The organism is Flagellimonas alginilytica (assembly GCF_042134605.1).
Lineage (GTDB): Bacteria > Bacteroidota > Bacteroidia > Flavobacteriales > Flavobacteriaceae > Flagellimonas > Flagellimonas alginolytica.
Genome location: NZ_CP169638.1, coordinates 1,556,973 through 1,577,686 on the forward strand (window position 1 = coordinate 1,556,973; position 20,714 = coordinate 1,577,686).

Genomic DNA, 20,714 nt, shown 5'->3' on the forward strand with positions numbered 1-20,714 from the left:
GATAAATTGAACCCCATTAATGTAGAACAGCAACTTTTACTTGCTATTGAGGCATCTATTGATGCTGGCAGCGCAATTATGGACATATATGACTCGGTGGATTTTGGCACCGAGTATAAAAAAGATGATTCTCCGCTCACACGAGCAGATTTGGAATCCAATAGGGTGATAATGTCCTACTTGACCCAAACAACTATTCCTATTATTAGCGAAGAGAACAAGAATCTTGAATACAGTGAAAGAAAAGAATGGGATGTATGTTGGATGGTGGACCCTTTGGACGGAACAAAGGAATTTATAAAAAGAAATGGGGAGTTTACCGTAAACATAGCATTGATTAAGAAAGGAACTCCGATTCTCGGGGTTATCTATGTGCCCGTGACCAGGGAACTCTATTGTGCCAATGTTGATGAAGGGAAATCCTTTAAAATTGAGTTGGGAGATGCAAAGGAACTTCCCGACAATCTTTTTGACGAGGTAAATCAATTACGCCCTTCAGAAAAAAGTGGGGCAAAAACCAAGGTCGTGGGGAGTCGTTCGCACATGAACGAGCAGACCGAAAATTTTATTGAAGAGCTAAAAAAAGAAGGAAAAGATGTGGAGATAGTGTCCAAAGGAAGCTCTTTGAAATTTTGTATCGTTGCGGAAGGAAAAGCCGATATGTATCCCCGAGTTGCACCTACCATGGAATGGGACACGGCAGCAGGCCATGCGATTTGTTCCGCTATGGGATTAAAGGTTACAAATTGGGAAACGGGCAAGGATCTGGTTTACAATAAAGAAAACCTATTGAACCCATTTTTCTTGGTAAAGTAAATGACGCAAAAAGTTTCCTATAAAAGACACTTGGCCAAGACCATAACATGGAGGTTGGTGGGCACGATGGATACTATACTTCTTTCGTGGATTATTACTGGCAACCCGTTTACTGGGCTTAAGATTGGTTTGGCGGAAGTGGTTACCAAAATGGTCCTTTACTATTTTCATGAAAGAATATGGGTAAAGGTTGGCATAGGGGACAGTAGAAGAAGGCATTTGATAAAAACGGTAACCTGGAGGGTTCTGGGTACTTTGGACACCATAATTTTGTCTTGGATAATCTCTGGGGACCCCTTCACGGGACTAAAAATTGGATTTGCCGAGGTTGTTACCAAGATGATACTGTATTATTTTCACGAAAGGTCTTGGTATAAGATCAACTATGGTCTGGATAAAAGAAAACGAGCAAAGAAATGGAGGAGAACATCATAAGACACGACTATAAAATTGGCGTGAATGAAAGAAGAAAGGCCAATGGCCACAATTCGTTCCTAATATTTTTTACAGGTCTTTCGGGTTCGGGAAAGTCTACTATAGCCAATGGCCTGGAACAAAAGCTGGTCAAGGAGAACATAAGAACCTATACCCTCGACGGTGATAATGTTAGGAAAGGAATTAACAAGGACCTAAGTTTTTCGGCTAAAGATCGCTCAGAGAACAATAGAAGAATAGGGGAAGTGGCCAATTTATTTGTAGACGCAGGAATGGTGGTCCTTGCTGCTTTTGTAGCGCCGTTTGAAAAAGACCGAAACCTAATTAAAGAAACCGTGGGTGAACAAAATTATGTGGAGGTTTTTGTAAACACCAGTTTGGAAGAATGTGAAAAAAGAGACGTAAAAGGTCTCTATAAAAAGGCAAGAAAAGGAGAAATAAAGGATATGACAGGTATTTCCAGTCCGTATGAAGTACCTTTGCGCCCAAATATCACTTTAACGGAAAATGAGTCCGTTGATGAAGCAGTAAACAAAGTATTCGAATTGATTCGACCCAAATTACAATTGTAATGAGTAAATATTATTTAAACTATTTAGACGAGCTGGAGTCAGAAGCCATTTTTGTGCTTCGAGAAGTTTGGGCCCAGTTCCAAAATCCAGTAATCTTATTTTCTGGAGGAAAGGATTCCATTGTGGTGACCCATTTGGCCAGAAAAGCATTTTATCCCAGCAAAATTCCATTTGCTTTGATGCATGTGGATACGGGACACAACTTTCCGGAAACCATAAAATTCAGGGATGACCTTATCGATAGTTTGGGAGTACGACTCATTGTAGGCTCTGTACAAGAGTCCATTGACCAAGGCAGGGTTGCCGAGGAAAAAGGGAAGAACGCCACTAGAAATGCTCTTCAAATAACAACATTATTGGATGCTATTGAATCCAATAAAGTGGATTGTGCAATTGGCGGTGGTAGAAGGGACGAAGAAAAGGCACGTGCCAAGGAACGTTTCTTTTCGCATAGGGATGATTTCGGGCAATGGGACCCCAAAAACCAAAGACCTGAGTTATGGAACCTGTTCAATGGAAAACAATTTGAAGGAGAACATTTCCGGGTTTTTCCAATAAGTAATTGGACCGAAATGGATGTTTGGAACTATATCAAACGTGAAAACATACAAATTCCATCCCTTTACTTTGCTCACGAAAGAGAAGTGGTTTGGAGAAGCAACTCATGGATTCCCAACTCTGAATTCTTAAAGTTGGATGAAGGAGAGGAAGTGGTCACCAAGAAAATACGTTTTAGGACTTTAGGGGATATCACCATCACTGGCGGTATAGAGTCCGATGCAGATACTGTGGAGAAAATAGCTCAAGAAGTATCGGCAATGAGACAAACGGAGCGTGGAAACAGAAGTGATGACAAGCGCTCGGAAACAGCAATGGAAGACAGAAAGAAACAAGGATATTTTTAGACAAAGATATGTTGGACAACAATCAACTTTTACGATTTACTACGGCAGGAAGTGTGGATGATGGAAAAAGTACGCTGATAGGGCGCCTATTATACGATTCAAAATCCATTTTTGAAGACCAATTGGAAGCCATTGAAAGTACAAGTAAAAAGAAAGGGCACGACGGCGTCGACCTTGCACTTTTCACCGATGGCCTTCGCGATGAAAGGGAACAAGGTATTACTATCGATGTAGCGTATCGCTACTTCACCACACCAAAGCGAAAATTCATTATTGCGGACACCCCAGGGCATATTCAATACACCCGAAATATGGTTACGGGAGCCTCAACGGCCAACGCGGCCATAATTTTGGTCGATGCAAGACACGGTGTTATTGAACAGACCAAAAGACATGCATTTATTGCTTCCTTGTTGCAAATACCACACGTAATCGTTTGTATCAACAAGATGGATCTGGTCGACTTTTCCGAAGAGGCCTATAACAAAGTAATTTCCCAATTCGAGGAATTTTCATCCAAACTATTGGTAAAGGATGTACGCTTTATTCCCATCAGTGCATTGTTGGGTGATAATGTGGTAAACCGATCTAAAAACATGGAATGGTACCAGGGAGCACCATTGTTGCACACATTGGAAACCATGCATATCAGTAGTGATATCAACAAGGTAGATGCTAGGTTTCCCGTGCAGACCGTTTTAAGGCCACAGAGTGAGGAATTTAGAGACTATCGCGGTTATGCTGGCAGAATGGCTAGCGGTGTGTTGAGAAAAGGCGATGAGGTCACTGTGATGCCATCTGGGTTTAACTCAAAAATCAAGAGCATAGACACATTCTCTGGTGAGGTTGAAGAAGCCTTCGCCCCAATGTCGGTATCCATTACACTGGAGGATGATATTGATATTAGCCGAGGGGACATGATTGTCCGCTCCAATAACAAACCTGAAGCCCAACAAGACCTGGAAGTGATGTTATGTTGGCTGAACAATTCCCCGGCCAAACCTAGGGCAAAATACACCATTAAACACACCTCCAACGAGCAAAAAGCCATGGTAAAAGAAGTATTGTATAAAATTGACATCAATACGTTGAACCGCAGTTCCGACGATACTGAGATGTCCATGAACGACATTTGCAAGGTAAAAATAAGAACCACCAAACCTTTGATGATAGATTCTTATCGGGAAAATAGGACTACAGGAAGTATCATTTTGATCGATGATGCGACTAATGAGACGGTAGCTGCGGGGATGGTGGTTTAACAATTATAATAATGTCTTACTGTTATTTTGAGATAGCGTATTTTTTCTTTTAAAATCTAAATGGTGGCGTATGGAATATAAATCATTTTTCAAATTATTAGCCACCAATCTCTATCAATCAGCAGGTCAAGCCTATAGTAGAAGAATTTTTTCAAAAATCTAAATTATGAGTAATGGCTAACCAGTTTAATACTGATAAAAGAGAAATAATAGAGAAAGGGATAAAGGTATTTTTGATTCGAGTATTAGGGTATGGATTTGGATTTTTGTTTACATGGATTATTGCTAATAAATATGGAGCCAAAATACAAGGAATCTTTTCTATAAGCTTTTTATTTCTTTCTATTGGAGCAATGATTGCTAAGCTTGGAATTGAAACGGCATTGGTTAAATGGATTGCTAACTCGACAAGTACTCTTGAAAGAAAGTCAATTTATTTTAGGGCGTTGGGTCTAGTAGTAATCAGCTCCCTGTTAATTGCAACTTTGTTGTTCTTTTTAGCCCCTACTATATCTATAATGTATAATAAACCTGACATAAAAGAAAGTCTAAGGTTGGCTGCTTTTGCAATTCCATTTTTATCAATTCTAGATGTTTCAGGCTCCTATTTTAAAGGAATGAGGTCGATTAACATTTATGGGTTTTATTTCCATTTGATTAAATTCCTTTTACCATTACTGATAATATTGATTTTTTACTTTTCATCGATTATGATTTTTGAAGCTCCAATAATGTCCTATCTAATAGGGCTTTTAGCGGCTTCGATTATCATTTGGATGCACATTACCTATCAATTTAAAGGGCTTGTAAGTAAACCATTAAAAAATAGTCTCACAAAAACGGGTATGTTATTAGAATCATATCCGATGATGATATCGTCTGCTATTGTTATGATTATGGGGTGGAGCGATGTTTTTATTTTGGGCTTTTATGTTAAAGAGGACACAATAGGTATTTATAGTACTGCAATAAAAATAGCAACAACGGTTTCATTCATTTATAATGCGGTCGCAACCATTGCGACACCAAAAATCGCATCTTTTTTTCATAATGGATATAAAGAAAAGCTGATTGAGACGGTCTCTTTCTCAGCAAGGATAATGTTTTTGTGTGGGTTCCCTATATTTTTAATTATCTTCTTATTTCCAGAATTTGTACTAAATCTTTTTGGTGGTGAATATGTTTCTGGTAAAATCGTTTTACGAATATTATTATTGGCTCAATTAATGAATGTTGTGACCGGTCCCGTAGGCCCCATGTTTCAAATGACGGGAAGGCAGAAATTGCTTCAAAATTTAATTGCATTGGCATTGCTTTTGAATATTTTGCTTAGTATTGTTTTGGTTCGCTATTTTGGCGCTGAAGGTGTTGCTTTTGGAAGTGCTTTAGGCATGATTTTTTGGAATATTTTGGGGGCATGGTATATTTGGAGGAATGATAGGATAAGAACTTGGCCAACCATTAGAAACGAATGAAGGCAATTTTAAATATTAATAAATCCAAAAGTCTACTGTATCTTTTTTTACTTATCCCTGTCATTATAGATTTGTTGATAGGAGTCAGTATGGTATTGGAAATCAATTTCTCAGTTGGAAAGGTATATCGTGGATTGTTATATCTAGTGGGGTTCATTTTCTTTATTAAAAATAAGAGTGTGAATTTTTGGGCCATTTTCAATATCATATGGGTTGCTTTTTTTTTAACTTGGATTATAAACAGCGACAACTTTTCATTTTCAAGGGAAATAACTTTCTTTTTCAAAGCCACTTATGTTTTTGCTGTTTTGGAGTTAATAAAAGGAGTTAAAATTGGGTCTAAAACCAAAATGTTTTATTTACACCTTATTTTAAAGAGGTATGGCCAAGTTGTTGCAAGCTGTATTCTTTTTTCTTTTTTCACGGGTATTGGATTGGAAACATATGGCAAATGGGTTTTTGGAACAACTTCATTTTTTGTTGCCCAAAATGATATAGGAGTTTCACAATTATTGGTTTTTGCTTTTTTATTGTTTAACAAAAAAACAGTTGATATTGGATGGGTATGGTTGATTATGATTTTTTCCTCTTTAATCTTACTAGGAACCACGACAGGTATGTTCGGATCAATAGCTGTTTTGGCCGTATATATTTTTGTTAAGCTAGTTTTGTCTAAACTGACCTCTGCCCTAAGCTTGTTTTTAAGAGTCTTTGCCATTATCATTTTAGGGACAACAATAGCGGTGTCATCTGTTTTTTTAATTAATTATATTAAAAGCTCTGAATACTATTCTAAAAAATATTCAAATGTCTTGAAGGAGGGTGTTAGGTCAAGGTTGACCAATGCGGGGGATGCCTATTTTGAAAAAAGAGGGTTTTTCATCAATACCTTTGGCGAGGGCTTTTCTAGTTATACTACAAACTTGGGGAACGATGCACCTGAGATAAAACATTCCAAAAGTAATTACAAGGAATGGTTGTTGGTTGAAACAGATTACTATGATTTTATCGGGGCTTTTGGAATACTATTAACCCTTTTTTTTTATAGCTTTTATTTTTATTGGTTAACCCTTTCTGGAATTCACTTTTTCAACAAAAAAACCATTTATAGTTTTTCTTTGTTTCTGATTTTTTTAATGGCCATGGGCCATGGATATTTGGCAGGCCATGTATTTTATAGCCCTACGGTTATGGGAATTATGGCAATTGTGATAACATTGATTATGCACCAATCAAGAAAGGGAGAAGAAACATGAGGCTAAAGAACGTATTCCTTATTCTAGTGGCAGTGCCCATTTTTATAACTTGTAACAGAGTTGAAAAGGTGAATGTGAAAACCCCAAAAAGTATTGGTGGGTTAATATATGGCAACCATTTTGACTCCTTAGAAGCTTCTCTCAATAAAAAATCTGAATCGGGAATACACAAAAAAAGTATTTGTTTTAGCAGTAAGGATTCAACATTGGCTGTATTCAATAAAAAGCTGGAAGTTTTTTCAGAGATGTCAATGGCAATGTGGTTTCAACCAGATTTCTATGGACGGAATGGTACCATTATAAACCTATCGAAAGAAGAAAAAGACTTTCCAATCAAATCGATACTTTCCTTGTTCATGAACAAAAACAGAGTTGGCGTAATGCAACAAGGAAAAGACTTAAGGAAAGAGAGCTATATAAACCAGAGAGGGTTCACAAAATATTTTATGTCCCTCGCAGAGCTTAAACCGGGAGACATTTATTTTTTGGCTTATATATTCTCCGAAAACAAGGTGAGAATATACATTGACGGTAAAGAATATGCGATATTTGACCATGTACCAAATTTGCATGATGTAAATTATACAACACTTGGGGCATCTTGGAACAATCAAGGTAGCAAATATCATTTTAACGGGTGTATGGATGATTTATATATATATAATAAAGCGTTGAGCGAAGAGGAAATCTATAATTTAATGGATTATACGCATGTATACCAATATGCCAAATAAAGTTTTGCTTATAGGTAGAGCCTCTAAAAATATTGGAGGCAAAGCTACAGGTGGAATTGCCAAACATATCGAGGATTTGTCCCTAAATTTAAGTAAAAGGGGCATAAGGCCTTTTATTTGGGATTTCACACTTCAAAAAACACTAGACAAGAAATCAGTTACGATTTTTGGAGTTTCTTATCTTAATAAGGCACTGGGATTGTTATATAGTTTCTTCTCGGAAAACATTTGGCTTTCCAAAACTTATAAAAACCTATCTCTAAGGGATAAATTTATTGTAGGGATACAAAGCTATCAAATTAAAAAAATTGTACAGAAGCATGACTTCAGGACAATCCACGCCCACTCCCTTAATAGGCCAATAATAAATTTGCTTCGCAAAAGCTTTCCTAACATCAATTTGGTTGTTACAGACCATGGGTTTTGGCAGAAGACCGATGGGGCAAAAAGAACAAAAAAGAAGCGAATACTTGGAAAGATTTTAGAGAATATTGAAGCATCCAATGTTGTTATTGTCATTTCAGATTTTTCTATCGATAAGTTCAAAGAATATAGTTTGCCGTTGTTCAAGACCCAAAAGATATCCAACCCTATCTATATTTCAAATATTCCGATAGACGCTAAAGCCAAAAAAGAGAATATTATATTGTTTAATGGCTATAATAAGAGTATTGACATAAAAAACTTGCCAGTTCTAATACAAGCAATTAGCAAGAGTGAACTTTTGCGAAAGGATTTTAAACTGATTGCAATAGTAAATAACAAAGCAAAAGAGTTGGTAGAAAAACAAAAGACCCCATTTGAAATGGAACTATTGGGATCTCAAACTTGGGAAAAGTTGGTTGATTTGTATAACAAAAGCAAGATTTTGGTAGTTCCGAGTAAGAGTGAAAGCTTTGGATTGGTTTATATGGAAGCCCTGGCAGTTGGAACACCTGTTATTGGTTTTCACAAAACGATTGATGAGTTTCAAAACGTTTTACAAATTGAAATAGGAGATACTTTTGACAATGATAGGGAAACAGCAGAAGACCTTTCTTTTAAAATTGAGAATGTTGTTTCTAAAACCTATGACAGAGAGCTTATGAGAAAAAGAGTAAAGGAAAAATATGACTGGGAGAATAAAATAGAGTTTTTTATTAAAATATATTTTGAGGAGGGAATGTATGCTAAATAAAAAAACCTAAATGGGCATTAAGCCAATAGCAATAAAAAACAACAGTTACCAGATGAAAAATCTTTTAAGAGATTTTATATTTCATAAACTAAAGTATGGTTCGGGATTTAGAAAAAGGCTTAGACTAATAAAGTCATTTCAAAGACTTTCCGAGAGTGAGCTTTTGATAAAGGAAAATAGTATGCTGGTCGAGCATATAAGAAAGGCATACAATAATTCTCCTTTTTACAAAGAACTATACGATTCACATGGTGTAAACCTTGGTCAGTTACAATCTAAGGAAGACTTATCAAAACTACCTGTGGTCACCAAAGAATTGATTAGGAAAAGAGTAGATGACATATACATTGGCAAAAGGTTTAAACATACAGCACATACAAGCGGCACATCGGGCACCCCTTTAAAGGTTTATTACAGTTGGGATTGTGTGCTTAATGAGGCATCATATAACGAGATCTTTAGAAATAATGTAGGGCATTATTTTGGAGATAAGGTCATTTCTTTACGAGGGGCATTGGATGGCACAAAAAAAGAGCACTATGACAGATTTAATAAAACACTATTCTTGTCAAGTTACCATATCACACCAGATAATGCTGAGTGGTACAGCAAAAAAATAAATGAGTTCAAACCAAAGACAATTTTGGGCTATCCAAGTTCTTTGGAGGCTCTGTCCATAATTTTATCTGAATACAAAATCAAAATACCAATTGCTTTTACTTCTTCTGAAACGCTTTACCCGCATCAACAAGAATTAATAGAGAAAAGTTTGGGGTGCAAAATTTATGACAGATATGGAAATGCCGAGAGAACAATTTCACTTGTACAAGAAAAACATAATGGAGAATATTCCTTTCCAAATCTCTATTCCATAAACGAATTCAAAGGAAATAATGAAATTTTCACTACGAATTTAATAAACCCTCAATTTCCACTCATAAGATATCAAGTTGAGGATGAAATTATTGTCTCAGAAAACAATACAGTTAAAAGAATTGGAGGCAGGATAGATGATTGTCTAATTACACCAGACCAACGGAGAATAGGCAGTGCCGCCATGTCTTTAGCGTTTAAAAAGGTTCCAAACATACAAATGTCCCAAATAGAGCAGAATTTTAAGGATAAAATAATTGTGAATATAGTTCCGGCACAGAGCTTTTCTTTGGAGGACATTAAACTTCTTGAAAAGGAATTAAAGAAAAGAATAGGTGAGGAAATGATAATTGAGATAAGAGAAGTAACCAGAAGCGAAATAAAAAAGACCAAAGCAAATAAATTTAAACTTATAATTAATTCAATGGAAAGCTTCCATTAGACATGGTAGGGATGGGTGTTATTCTTATGTGTACCTTAGCTCTATTTTTTATTTAAACCAGTGAAAGAAGATTGAAAAAACTAAGGTGGTATTACAGAAGATTAAAATTGATGAACTTAAAAGAGGTTCTTTTCTTTAGAATACCGCAATTTGTCCAAACGAGCATTAAAGGTCATTTTCAACAAAGGGTCAGAAGAGCTCCACTGGCGCTAAATGAATCCTTTAGAGGGCCACTCTATAATTCCGAGGAAGTCCAACATCTTTTCCTCACATTTCCGTTTCATGGCACATTTAAAGTTTTTACGGAGGAAATAGATGTATTAAACTTCAATGATTGGAGAAAAGATGTCTCTACTGGAATCATTTCCCCTATAGCCTATTATGGTCGCATCACAAAACAGGACTATGAAAAGAACGGGGACGTAAAGTTCGTATCCGAAATTTCAAGGATGGAATTTCTACCGTTTTTGGCTTTTAAATATGTTGAATGTGAAGAAGAACTCTATTTGGCCAGAATAGAAGAAATATTAAAGGATTGGAGCAAACAAAACCCTTATTTATATTCTATAAACTGGACCTCTGGAATAGAGGTTGGTATACGGACGGTCAACCTAATATATACCCACCATATTTTAAATCATTTTCAAGTATTATCAACCGAGACCAATCGGTTAATAGTAGAAATTGTAAGTGAGTCATATCGCTTTTTAAAGAATCATCTATCGTTATTTTCATCAGCAAACAATCACTTAATGGCCGAACTCATGGGTCTTATAGTAATTGGATCTTATTTTAAATTAAGTGAGAAAGAATTTGCCAAATGGAAAAATATGTTTTTTGAGCAAATCGAAGAACAAATCAACGATGATGGGGTGAACATGGAGCTTTGCACAAGATATCATGCAGAGGTGTGTGATCAAATTTTGATTGGATTAACATTTTTAAAGAATGCGCACCACACCATTCCAGAGCAAATTTGGCAAAAACTGGAAAGCACTTTTCAATTTACCCAGCATGTGGATTATTTTGGAAACGAGGCCATTTTTGGGGATAATGACGAAGGTTCGGTAATTAATCCTTTCTTCCACGACCATTTTTCGTTATATAAGTCACAACTTCAAACAAGTAATTTTTTATTTCAAACAAAATATAAGTCTAATGAACAGGTCGATTTTAGAAACTATTTAATTTTTGGCTCAGAATTTAGTGTTGAACCCCATGACCTTCCGGAAAAGGACAAATTGTTCAAATATTCCGGGTATTGCTTTTTATATGACCATAATTCCAGAGCCAAACTTTCTTTTGATTGTGGCCCAATAGGTGACGATGTTTCCGCAGCCCATGGACATTCCGATATTTTTCATTTCAATCTTGAGGTTGGGGGCATACCTTTTTTGGTCGATTCTGGAACCTATCAGTACCACTCAAAGCACGAACACTGGAGAGATTACTTTAAAGGTGTAACCGCACATAACACTATTTCTATAAACAATAAAAATCACGCACTCAACAATGGTAGGATGAGTTGGATAAATCGGCCAAAAACAAAGGTGATAGACATATCGTTGAACAAAACTGAATCAATTTGTCGGGCAACTACAAACGCTTTTGAAGCTGACAAGGTTGTATTGACAAGGGAAATTATATTCAATAAGGATCAAAACAAGATATTAGTCAAAGATTTTGTGGACACTGAAAGCACTTGTACTTACGAATTGTTTTTTTATCTTCATTTCCACCCGAATACATTAATCGACAAAAAGGGTACGTTGATCAATTTGGAAAGGGAGAACAGACAAATCAGAATCACCAATAACCACTTTGAGAATGCTCGTCTCATTTCTGGACAGGAATTTCCGCCATTAGGATGGTTTTCAAAAGAGTTTAACAGGAAAGAGGAAACGAACAGCTTAAAATTTTTTATCCATGGGCAGGGTAAATGTGAAATAGAAACCACCATTTTGTATGACTAAGACAACGTCCTTATTATCTAAAGCTTTGAAGAGATTTGGTGTATCCCAATACTGCCTTACTATTTCGATGTTCTTTTTGCCTCTCAGCTTACAAATGAACAATATCTTCTTGGTTCTTTTTTTGATTGCTTTCATATTTGAATGGAACATCAGGGAAAAAATATCATCGCTTTCGTCAAACTATAAAAAAGCGCTGCCGATTGTTTTATTGTTTTTTTCGATTGTGTTTAGTTATTCCTATTCTTTTTACACCCAAACGGCGCTTGATCAAATATTAAAAAGCATTCCTCTTTTACTTGTGCCTCTGGTATTTATCTCTGATCCAAAGATGTTTGTTGAAAACAGGAACAAATTTTTATATGGTTTGGTGGCAGGGTGCCTGGTTGCGGCGATAACAAGTTGGGGCTGGTTGGCATACCAATTATGGTTGGAGGAAGATATTAGCAAAGCAATCACTTGGAAGTATAGTAAAGGAAACCTTATTTCAAAACTTGATCAACATACGCCATATTTAGCTATGTTTTTGTTTACTTCGGTTGGATTTATAGTATCTAGGCTAGAGCTTATTAAGAGGAAGAAAATCAAACGAATACTAAATATTATAGTTATAATTCAAATTTTATTCCTTTTACATTTGCTCTCGAGAACGGCCATATTATATTTTTTTGTTGCTGCAATAATCTTTCTTTTAATTAAAAGAAAAATATTTGTGTTAGTAGCGCTTTTACTGGTTTCATTCACTTTTTTCAATCTTTTAGTACATGATTCCAATGATAATAGGGGATTTTTTGAAAGACTGCTGTACAAGGAAATGGGACTTAGTGGAACCGATGGTTTGGACCCTAGGTTCGAAAGATGGCAATATTCGTGGGATCTTTTCAAAAAATCACCTATTATAGGGGTTGGTGCCGGAGATGTAGATGTTATGAGAGTGATTGCCTACAGAGAAGCAGGAGACCTAGAAGCATATAAGTTAAAATATAATGCACATAATCAATTCTTTGAGTTTTTGAGCGCTCAAGGAATAATTGGGGGGATATTGTTCATATTTTGTTTTGGATATATAATTTATTTGGCCTTCAGCACTAAGGAATACTTTTTGTTTTATACGGTTGTCGGAATTTTTATATGTTCCTCTACAGAATCGATGTTTCGAAGATCCTGGGGTGTAGTTTTCTTCTCCATAATTGCATCCTTGGTAATCGTATCATATCTAAGAAATAAAAATAATTCCTTAGAGTTTTAAGATGGGATAGTTAACAATCGTTTTTGCTTTTTATTACATTGCAAAGCTCAAACAAAAATGTTTAAGTTGAAGAAAATAAACCTTATTTACTTGCTTGGAGCTGGCCGAAGCGGCACAACATTGATGGCAACCATTTTAAATGCCCACAAGCAAGTTCAGACTATTGGGGAAATGCATCAATTCATTGACCATATAAACCAGGACAAAGAATGTTCTTGTGGAGAAAATTTAAACAATTGTGTGTTTTGGTCAAAAATAGTCGAAAATCTTAAAATGTCTTTGGATGACTTGCCATGTAAGCAAATCCAATTTGAGAAAAAGGAAGCCCATAAAAACTTAGCTAAACTTATTCTTAAATACAAACAAGACAAGGACTATCTAGAATTCAACGAAAAGGTTTTTTCGGAAATAAAAGAGCATGTTGAAGCAGATTGGATCTTGGATTCCTCTAAATATATTGCGCGGTATTTGCTTTTAGAAAAAAGCGTGAACATTAATATTAAAGGAATTTATGTAGTCCGGGACGTTCGTGGGGTAATTAATTCATTTGGAAAGCAAGTACAGACACCCAAAAAACCATTGTCAACTATTGTCTACTATTTGGCAATCAATTTTTTTGGTCAGATAGTGTTTGCGTTGGATCCCAAAATTATAAAGGTTAAGTATGAAGATTTTGTTGAAAAACCTGAACAAAGCCTAAATAAGATTTACTCACATGTTTTTGCCACTACGGATGGCATTAATAACATTTCAGGGTTGCCGGAATTTTACGAAATGCCACATATTATCGGCGGAAATAGAATGAAGGCCAATAAAAAAATATCCATAAGAAAAGACGAAAAGTGGAAAGAAAACATCTCGAGAAGTAAACAGATTATGTACTATTTACTAGTATTTCCGTTGATGCTCCTCAATAAATACAAGATTTGATGAATATATACATAACACTGGATTATGAACTTTTTTTTGGACCCCAAAGTGGATCTGTGGATAAATGCATCATAAAACCGACCAAAGCTTTATTGGAATTATTGGACCCCTATGGCATAAAGGCGAATTTTTTTGTTGACTCTGGATATTTGGTTGCCCTAGAAAGGCAAAAAGTAGAATACTTGGAGTTACAGGAAGATTATGATAAGATTACAGAACAGATTGGATACCTGGCATCAAAGGGACATGGCATTGAGCTGCATATCCACCCGCATTGGGAGGATTCGTTTTATGATGGAAAGCAGTGGGTTTTTAATACCGAAAGGTATAGGTTGGCAAATTTTAATAAGAATGATGTTATGGATATAGTTTATAGATATACTGAGATTCTTTATAGAATATCAACTAAAAAACCTGTTGCATATAGAGCGGGAGGTTGGTCCGCTCAACCTTTTGAGCACATAAAAGATGCTCTAAAACAGAACGATGTGCTTGTAGACTCAACAGTTTTTCCCAATGGGCGCTATAAATCACAAAATCAGGTATTTGATTTTAGGGGAGTACCTCAATATAAAACAGAATATTATTTCGAGGACGACCTTACCAAAGAAGTGATTAATGGAAGCTTTAAGGAAATTCCTATAAGTTCAACATTGGTTTCGCCGTTATTTTATTGGAAATTCGCAAAAGCTAAACTTTTTGGAAATAAAGAGCATAAGGCCTTCGGAAATGGAGCTGCGATTCCAATGGACAAAACAGAAATGTTCAAATTAATGCTTTTTCCATCGTATAGTGTTGTTTCAATGGATGGATATAAATCAAAACTGATGAAAAGATCATTAAGGGAATACAATAAAAAAACAGTAGGAGAGGGAAACTTTGTTTTGATAGGTCACCCTAAGGCCTTTACACATTATTCTCTAAATAAACTAAGGGATTTTTTGGACTCGTCACATAACATACATACTTACGTTACATTTTAATTAAGAAAATTGAGATATCATCTTTTAAATTGTCATATAGACAATCTTAGTATGGTGGAAACCATTGCAATGATTGAGCACACTATATATATGGATAAACAACTACACCATGTGGTGGTTAATGCAGGAAAAATCGTGGCCATGCAAAAGGATTTGCAGTTACGACAGAGCGTGAATGAAAGCGATTTGATCAATGCAGATGGCCAAGCAGTGGTATGGGCCTCAAAAGTTTTAGGGAAGCCTTTAAAAGAACGTGTGGCGGGTATAGATTTGATGGTAAACCTGGTTGAGTTGGCACATAAAAAGAAGCACAAAATATTTTTCTTTGGGGCTAAAGAGGAAGTAGTCAAAAAGGTTGTGGATAGGTATTCAAATGAATATTCTTCTGAAATAATTGCTGGTTATAGAAATGGATATTTTAAAAAGGAAGAAGAGCAATCCATCGCTAAAGAAATCGGGGAAAGCGGAGCACATATTTTGTTTGTTGCCATAAGTTCACCAACTAAGGAAAACTTCCTTTACGAGAATAGAACATTGTTGCGAAAGGTGAATTTTATAATGGGTGTTGGCGGAAGTTTTGATGTGGTTGCGGGAAAGGTAAAACGCGCACCAATATGGATGCAAAATGCGGGACTTGAATGGTTTTATAGATTTATGCAGGAACCTAAAAGGATGTGGAAAAGATATTTGATAGGAAACAGCAAGTTTATTTTTTTAGTGTTAAAAGAGCGATTTAAAATTTGATACCTTTGTAGTTTTATATTAGTTACAACGGTAATCCACATGTTTTTTAGACAACATAGATATTCCAACTTGATTTCCACTATCTCGATAGGAATAGACTTGCTAATTGTTAACATATTTCTCCAAATACTCCCGATAAATTTTCAAACACCAATTTTGATTCATGCCTACATATCGGTTTGCTGGATAGTACTATCGATCAAAAATGAGTTCTATAAAGTATATCGGTACACAAAAATTACATATCTGTTACGATTACTATTCACACAGTTTGTTTTCTTTTTCCTGATTTTATATGCGTTCATCGGATTTTTTAAGCAACCCGTCATAAGCAGACTTGCTTTAGGCGAATACTTTGTTATTGTCCTTATAATTATCTCAACCGTTAAATTCTTGAGTTACTTCATGCTTATGGAGTACAGGGAAAAAGTAAAGGGTAATCTAAGAAATGTAGTTATTATTGGAAAAAGTAAAAAAACGGACCAACTACGTAATGTTTTTAAAGAAAGAACCGAATTTGGGTACAACTTTAAAAAGCAATTTACACCAAAGGCAGAGGGTTTTAAGTTACATGATTGTTTCAGTTACATACAAGAAAATAGTATTGACGAAATTTATTGTTCCGTATCGGAGCTCAAAAACGAGGAGATAGGTAAGTTCATCAATTTTGCCGACAACAATCTAAAAACACTAAAATTTATACCGGACAATAAAAACATTTTTTCCAAAAAGTTAAAGTTTGAGTATTACGATTACATACCGGTGCTTTCTCTAAGGGATATTCCTTTAGATAATCCTATCAATGCCTTTATTAAAAGAACTTTCGATGTTGCATTCTCTCTCTTTATTATAATTGGATTGCTCTCTTGGTTGACACCCATTTTGGCCCTGTTGATTACGCTCGAATCTAAAGGCCCAGTGTTCTTTAGACAAACGAGAAATGGAATTGATAATAGAGAGTTTTATTGTTATAAGTTCCGATCAATGGCCCCGAATAATAATGCCGACCATATCCAGGCCACAAAAAACGATATGCGAATAACCAAAATCGGAAAATTTATAAGGAAAACCAGTATAGATGAGCTCCCACAGTTTTACAACGTGCTATTTGGAACCATGTCCGTAGTAGGGCCACGGCCTCATATGGTAAAGCATACCAACGAGTATGCAACAAGTGTGGACAAATATATGGTGCGCCATTTCGTTAAACCCGGAATTACGGGATTGGCACAAGTACGGGGGTATAGAGGTGAAATAGAACAAGAGGCAGACATACAGAATAGAATTAAATTCGATATTTTTTACATAGAAAACTGGTCGTTGTTTCTCGATTTAAAAATTATAGTTCAGACAGTACTCAACGCAATCAAGGGAGAGGCGAAAGCATATTAAAATCAAATGAAAAAAACACTCATCACCGGGGCAGCCGGATTTTTAGGCTCGCACCTTTGCGATAGGTTCATTGCCGAGGGCCATCATGTTATCGGAATGGACAACCTGATCACAGGCGATATCAAAAACATAGAGCATCTATTTCACTTAAAACGTTTCGAGTTCTTTCACCACGATGTCACCAAATTTGTCCATGTACCCGGAAAAATGGACTATATCCTCCACTTTGCCTCACCGGCAAGCCCTATCGACTATCTTAAAATTCCGATAGATACCCTTAAAGTGGGCTCCTTGGGAACCTTGAACTTATTGGGCTTGGCCCGTGACCATGGAGCAAGAATTCTTGTGGCATCCACATCCGAAGTATATGGCGACCCCTTGGTGCACCCACAAAATGAGGATTATTTCGGCAATGTTAGCCCTATTGGTCCAAGAGGGGTGTATGATGAGGCCAAGCGCTTTATGGAATCCATCACCATGGCCTACCATAGGCATCATGGATTGGACACCCGAATAGTTAGAATATTCAACACTTACGGTTCTCGAATGCGATTGAACGATGGCCGTGTAGTCCCTGCTTTTATGGGGCAGGCACTTCGTGGCGAAGACTTAACGGTTTTTGGGGATGGCTCGCAATCACGCTCCTTTACCTACATCGATGATCAAATCGAAGGAATCTACCGTTTATTGATGAGCGATTATGTAGAGCCCATCAATATTGGTAATCCCGATGAGACTACCATTCTGGAATTTGCGGAAGAAATAATAAAACTTACAGGAACCGATCAGAAAATCGTATTTAAACCATTGCCGCAAGACGATCCTATGCAACGCCAGCCCGACATTTCGAGGGCAAAAGAAATACTCGACTGGGAACCCAAGGTGCACCGCTCCGATGGGCTCAAAAAAGTGTTCGAGTATTTCAAATCGTTATCACATGATCAGTTGTGGGAGGCCCACAGAGAATTTTCACAATAGATCATTCGCAAATAACTCTTAAATTAAAATACAATTGAGTTATTTTTGCCAAAACTTTAATACATGAACATTCTGGTCCTAGGTTCAGGTGGTCGAGAGCACGCCATTTCCCTTAAAATATCCCAAAGCCCTAAAACTTCTAAACTTTTTGTTGCGCCCGGTAACGCAGGCACTTCTCAAATAGCGACAAATGTCGAAGTGGGCGTAAACGATTTTGAAGCCATTAAACAATTGGTGTTGAAAGAAAGCATTGATTTGGTGGTAGTGGGGCCGGAAGACCCTTTGGTAAAAGGGGTGCACGATTTTTTCTTAAATGATACCGAGCTAAAGGCAGTTTCTGTAATTGGGCCGGAAAAAGCAGCCGCAGAGCTGGAAGGGAGCAAGGAATTCGCCAAAGAGTTTATGATGAGGCACAATATTCCCACTGCAGCATATCAGAGTTTTACGGCAGATACGTTAGAAGAGGGCTATGCCTTCTTGGAAACCCTGACCCCCCCATTTGTTTTAAAGGCAGATGGCCTGGCGGCAGGTAAAGGAGTACTTATTCTTCAAAACATTCAAGAAGCCAAGGATGAGCTAAAATCCATGTTGCTCGATTCCAAATTCGGAAACGCAAGTGCAACTGTCGTTATCGAAGAGTTTCTGGACGGCATAGAACTGAGCTGCTTTGTTCTTACCGATGGCGCTAATTATAAAATACTCCCTACAGCAAAAGATTATAAACGAATAGGAGAGGGAGACACTGGGCTCAACACAGGAGGAATGGGGGCTATTTCCCCTGTCCCATTTGCCGATTCCGAATTTATGGACAAGATAGAGCGCCAGATTGTAAAACCGACCGTGGATGGCCTTAAAAAAGACAATTTGCCTTACATAGGTTTTATCTTCATCGGCCTGATCAAAGTTGGCAACGAGCCTAAAGTGATCGAATACAATGTTCGAATGGGCGATCCTGAGACCGAGGTGGTGATTCCAAGGCTTAAAAGTGATTTGGTAGAGGTGCTTATGGCCATGGCCAAGGGGACATTAGATCAAGTAGAACTGGATATTGACAATAGAGCGGCCACTACGGTAATGGCAGTTTCTGGTGGCTATCCCGAAGCTTATGAAAAAGGCAAGGAAATTACGGGTACGGAAAATATTAGGGATTCCATTGTGTTCCACGCCGGAACCAAAGTGTCGAACGGGCAAGTAGTTACCAATGGAGGGCGCGTAATCACCATCACTTCTTTCGGAAAAGATTTTAAGGAAGCGTTACAGCAATCCTATCAAAATATGGAAAAGCTCCATTTTGATGGAATGTACTACAGAAAAGATCTTGGTTTTGACCTATAGATAAGAATGGGAGCTGATCTCCTTGTTCTCTTCGTTATTGTCATTAAAGATCTTTAATTGTTTCATCCAATAGACCATTGCGATAAAACCAATGATCATAAAGATCCAGTTGATCGTGTTGGCACCCCACCAGCTGTGCATAAAGCGTAGAAAATCCAAAGGTGCGAATAGGTAATTTACAAATAAGTCCTCTATACCGTAAAAAAACTTGCTCATGTTGGCTATATTTACTTTACAAAAGTAGCAAAAGATAGGATGATTTCAAGCTTTTTCGGAAAAACAAAGCCCATAAACTATATTGTGCTGGGAGTGTTCTTGTTCCTTTTTTATTTTGCCAATATTTTTTTTGGGCCTAGCGGGCAAAAATTTAGCCAGATCATCCCTTTTGAATTGCTGATGTTCACCGCATTGCTACTCTCCGTTTTTATCACAAATCAGATCGTGAGAAAGGAAAAGGCGACCGAGTCCAATTCCTATACCATGGTGTTTTTTGTGCTTTTGGCCATCTCCTTTTCCGACCATTTGGGGCACCAGAACATTATTTTTGCCAATTTTTTTCTGCTTTTGGCATTTTGGAGGGTGTTGTCCATTAAATCCATTAGGAACGTAAAACACAAGATTTTTGATGCTTCCATGTTAATAGCCACCGCAAGCTTATTCTACGATTGGTCTTTGGCGTTTATGCTCTTGATCTTTTATGTGATAGGGGTTTACGACCGTAAAACCTTTAAAAATTGGCTGGTGCCCGTTTTGGGAACGGCCACTGTTTTTGTTTTAACGTTTACCGTGCTCAAGCTAAAGGGATCTCTTCATTTTTTTGCGGAACACTATCAATTTTCTTTAGGATTGTTTACCGATAAATCCTTTTTTCAAGTGTTGGATTTCAAAATATTGATTTATCTAATTTTGATCACCATTGTTTCCATCACGGTATTTGTGCGCCTGCGAAATGTGAGCGGGGGAAAATTGTTGCTCCTACGAATTGTGTTTTTTACCTTTTTGCTGGCCACGGTATTGATTCTGTTTAACCCTGTGGATCGTTCGCCGGTAATGATCACGGTTTTTCCCGCATCAATTTTCCTTACCAATTATTTTGAAGAAATAAAAAAACAAAACCTTCGAGAAGTGGTTTTGATCGGTTGTTTGGTATTGGCCTCCACTCTTTTTGTGGTCCATTTAAACTAAG

Annotated in this window: 21 protein-coding genes; 19 read left to right on the forward strand and 2 right to left on the reverse strand. The window is 36.9% G+C overall.

The window, feature by feature from the left end; all coding sequences use genetic code 11:
• The first annotated feature begins 6 nt into the window (after positions 1 to 6).
• From cysQ to ABTP35_RS06880, 6 genes are all read left to right on the forward strand, one after another.
• Positions 7 to 816, forward strand: a complete 810-nt coding sequence (cysQ, locus tag ABTP35_RS06855; protein WP_293297995.1) for a 3'(2'),5'-bisphosphate nucleotidase CysQ — start codon at positions 7 to 9, stop codon at positions 814 to 816.
• Entirely contained in the window at positions 817 to 1,251 is a 435-nt protein-coding gene (locus ABTP35_RS06860; RefSeq protein WP_293297992.1) for a DUF2061 domain-containing protein, read from the forward strand.
• Positions 1,233 to 1,823 (forward strand): adenylyl-sulfate kinase, encoded by a 591-nt coding sequence (gene cysC, locus ABTP35_RS06865; protein WP_293297989.1) that lies wholly within the window; start codon positions 1,233 to 1,235, stop codon positions 1,821 to 1,823. Before ABTP35_RS06860 ends, cysC begins: the two co-directional genes overlap by 19 nt.
• The gene (gene cysD / locus ABTP35_RS06870; protein WP_275614058.1) at positions 1,823 to 2,728 is read left to right on the forward strand and encodes a sulfate adenylyltransferase subunit CysD; all 906 of its coding nucleotides are present in this window, start codon (positions 1,823 to 1,825) and stop codon (positions 2,726 to 2,728) included. The genes cysC and cysD overlap by 1 nt, the downstream gene beginning before the upstream one ends.
• 8 nt (positions 2,729 to 2,736) lie before the next feature.
• Complete coding sequence (cysN, locus tag ABTP35_RS06875; RefSeq protein ID WP_293297983.1) at positions 2,737 to 3,990, forward strand: sulfate adenylyltransferase subunit CysN; 1,254 nt, start codon at positions 2,737 to 2,739, stop codon at positions 3,988 to 3,990.
• A gap of 173 nt (positions 3,991 to 4,163) precedes the next feature.
• Positions 4,164 to 5,465, forward strand: a complete 1,302-nt coding sequence (locus ABTP35_RS06880) for a flippase (protein ID WP_293297980.1) — start codon at positions 4,164 to 4,166, stop codon at positions 5,463 to 5,465.
• A 355-nt stretch (positions 5,466 to 5,820) separates the two neighbouring features.
• On the opposite strand, the gene ABTP35_RS06885 is transcribed toward ABTP35_RS06880, so the two are convergent.
• Positions 5,821 to 6,183: a hypothetical protein gene (locus tag ABTP35_RS06885; protein WP_293297977.1), complete on the reverse strand. Its 363-nt coding sequence runs from the start codon at positions 6,181 to 6,183 to the stop codon at positions 5,821 to 5,823.
• A 94-nt stretch (positions 6,184 to 6,277) separates the two neighbouring features.
• Between ABTP35_RS06885 and ABTP35_RS06890 the strand changes: the two genes are divergently transcribed.
• The 12 genes from ABTP35_RS06890 (at position 6,278) to purD (ending at position 19,528) form a co-directional block, all read left to right on the forward strand.
• Entirely contained in the window at positions 6,278 to 6,721 is a 444-nt protein-coding gene (locus ABTP35_RS06890; protein WP_293297974.1) for an O-antigen ligase family protein, read from the forward strand.
• Between the two features lie 74 nt (positions 6,722 to 6,795).
• Positions 6,796 to 7,455: a LamG domain-containing protein gene (locus tag ABTP35_RS06895; RefSeq protein ID WP_293297971.1), complete on the forward strand. Its 660-nt coding sequence runs from the start codon at positions 6,796 to 6,798 to the stop codon at positions 7,453 to 7,455.
• Positions 7,445 to 8,632, forward strand: coding sequence for a glycosyltransferase family 4 protein (locus ABTP35_RS06900; protein ID WP_293297968.1), 1,188 nt, complete (start codon positions 7,445 to 7,447; stop codon positions 8,630 to 8,632). Before ABTP35_RS06895 ends, ABTP35_RS06900 begins: the two co-directional genes overlap by 11 nt.
• 10 nt (positions 8,633 to 8,642) lie before the next feature.
• On the forward strand, positions 8,643 to 9,947 hold the full coding sequence (locus ABTP35_RS06905; RefSeq protein WP_293297965.1) for a hypothetical protein: 1,305 nt from the start codon (positions 8,643 to 8,645) through the stop codon (positions 9,945 to 9,947).
• Between the two features lie 71 nt (positions 9,948 to 10,018).
• Positions 10,019 to 11,920: an alginate lyase family protein gene (locus tag ABTP35_RS06910; RefSeq protein ID WP_293297962.1), complete on the forward strand. Its 1,902-nt coding sequence runs from the start codon at positions 10,019 to 10,021 to the stop codon at positions 11,918 to 11,920.
• Positions 11,913 to 13,166 (forward strand): O-antigen ligase family protein, encoded by a 1,254-nt coding sequence (locus ABTP35_RS06915; RefSeq protein WP_293297959.1) that lies wholly within the window; start codon positions 11,913 to 11,915, stop codon positions 13,164 to 13,166. The genes ABTP35_RS06910 and ABTP35_RS06915 overlap by 8 nt, the downstream gene beginning before the upstream one ends.
• Before the next feature lie 66 nt (positions 13,167 to 13,232).
• A complete protein-coding gene (locus ABTP35_RS06920; RefSeq protein WP_293297956.1) occupies positions 13,233 to 14,096 on the forward strand; it encodes a sulfotransferase in 864 nt (287 codons plus the stop codon).
• Entirely contained in the window at positions 14,096 to 15,079 is a 984-nt protein-coding gene (locus ABTP35_RS06925) for a hypothetical protein (protein WP_293297953.1), read from the forward strand. The genes ABTP35_RS06920 and ABTP35_RS06925 overlap by 1 nt, the downstream gene beginning before the upstream one ends.
• A gap of 90 nt (positions 15,080 to 15,169) precedes the next feature.
• Positions 15,170 to 15,823, forward strand: coding sequence for a WecB/TagA/CpsF family glycosyltransferase (locus tag ABTP35_RS06930; RefSeq protein WP_293297950.1), 654 nt, complete (start codon positions 15,170 to 15,172; stop codon positions 15,821 to 15,823).
• Positions 15,824 to 15,862: 39 nt separating this feature from the next.
• Complete coding sequence (locus ABTP35_RS06935) at positions 15,863 to 17,215, forward strand: undecaprenyl-phosphate glucose phosphotransferase (RefSeq protein ID WP_293297947.1); 1,353 nt, start codon at positions 15,863 to 15,865, stop codon at positions 17,213 to 17,215.
• 6 nt (positions 17,216 to 17,221) lie between these two features.
• Positions 17,222 to 18,193, forward strand: a complete 972-nt coding sequence (locus ABTP35_RS06940) for a UDP-glucuronic acid decarboxylase family protein (protein ID WP_252081035.1) — start codon at positions 17,222 to 17,224, stop codon at positions 18,191 to 18,193.
• A gap of 63 nt (positions 18,194 to 18,256) precedes the next feature.
• Positions 18,257 to 19,528 carry a phosphoribosylamine--glycine ligase gene (gene purD / locus ABTP35_RS06945; RefSeq protein ID WP_293297944.1) on the forward strand — a complete coding sequence of 424 codons (1,272 nt, stop codon included), beginning with the start codon at positions 18,257 to 18,259 and terminating at the stop codon, positions 19,526 to 19,528.
• Here purD and ABTP35_RS06950 read toward each other — a convergent pair.
• Positions 19,523 to 19,744 carry a uracil phosphoribosyltransferase gene (locus tag ABTP35_RS06950; protein ID WP_224835937.1) on the reverse strand — a complete coding sequence of 74 codons (222 nt, stop codon included), beginning with the start codon at positions 19,742 to 19,744 and terminating at the stop codon, positions 19,523 to 19,525. The genes purD and ABTP35_RS06950 overlap by 6 nt on opposite strands.
• Positions 19,745 to 19,783: 39 nt before the next feature.
• Between ABTP35_RS06950 and ABTP35_RS06955 the strand changes: the two genes are divergently transcribed.
• Positions 19,784 to 20,713: a DUF6427 family protein gene (locus ABTP35_RS06955; protein WP_293297941.1), complete on the forward strand. Its 930-nt coding sequence runs from the start codon at positions 19,784 to 19,786 to the stop codon at positions 20,711 to 20,713.
• Position 20,714: the final 1 nt, after the last annotated feature.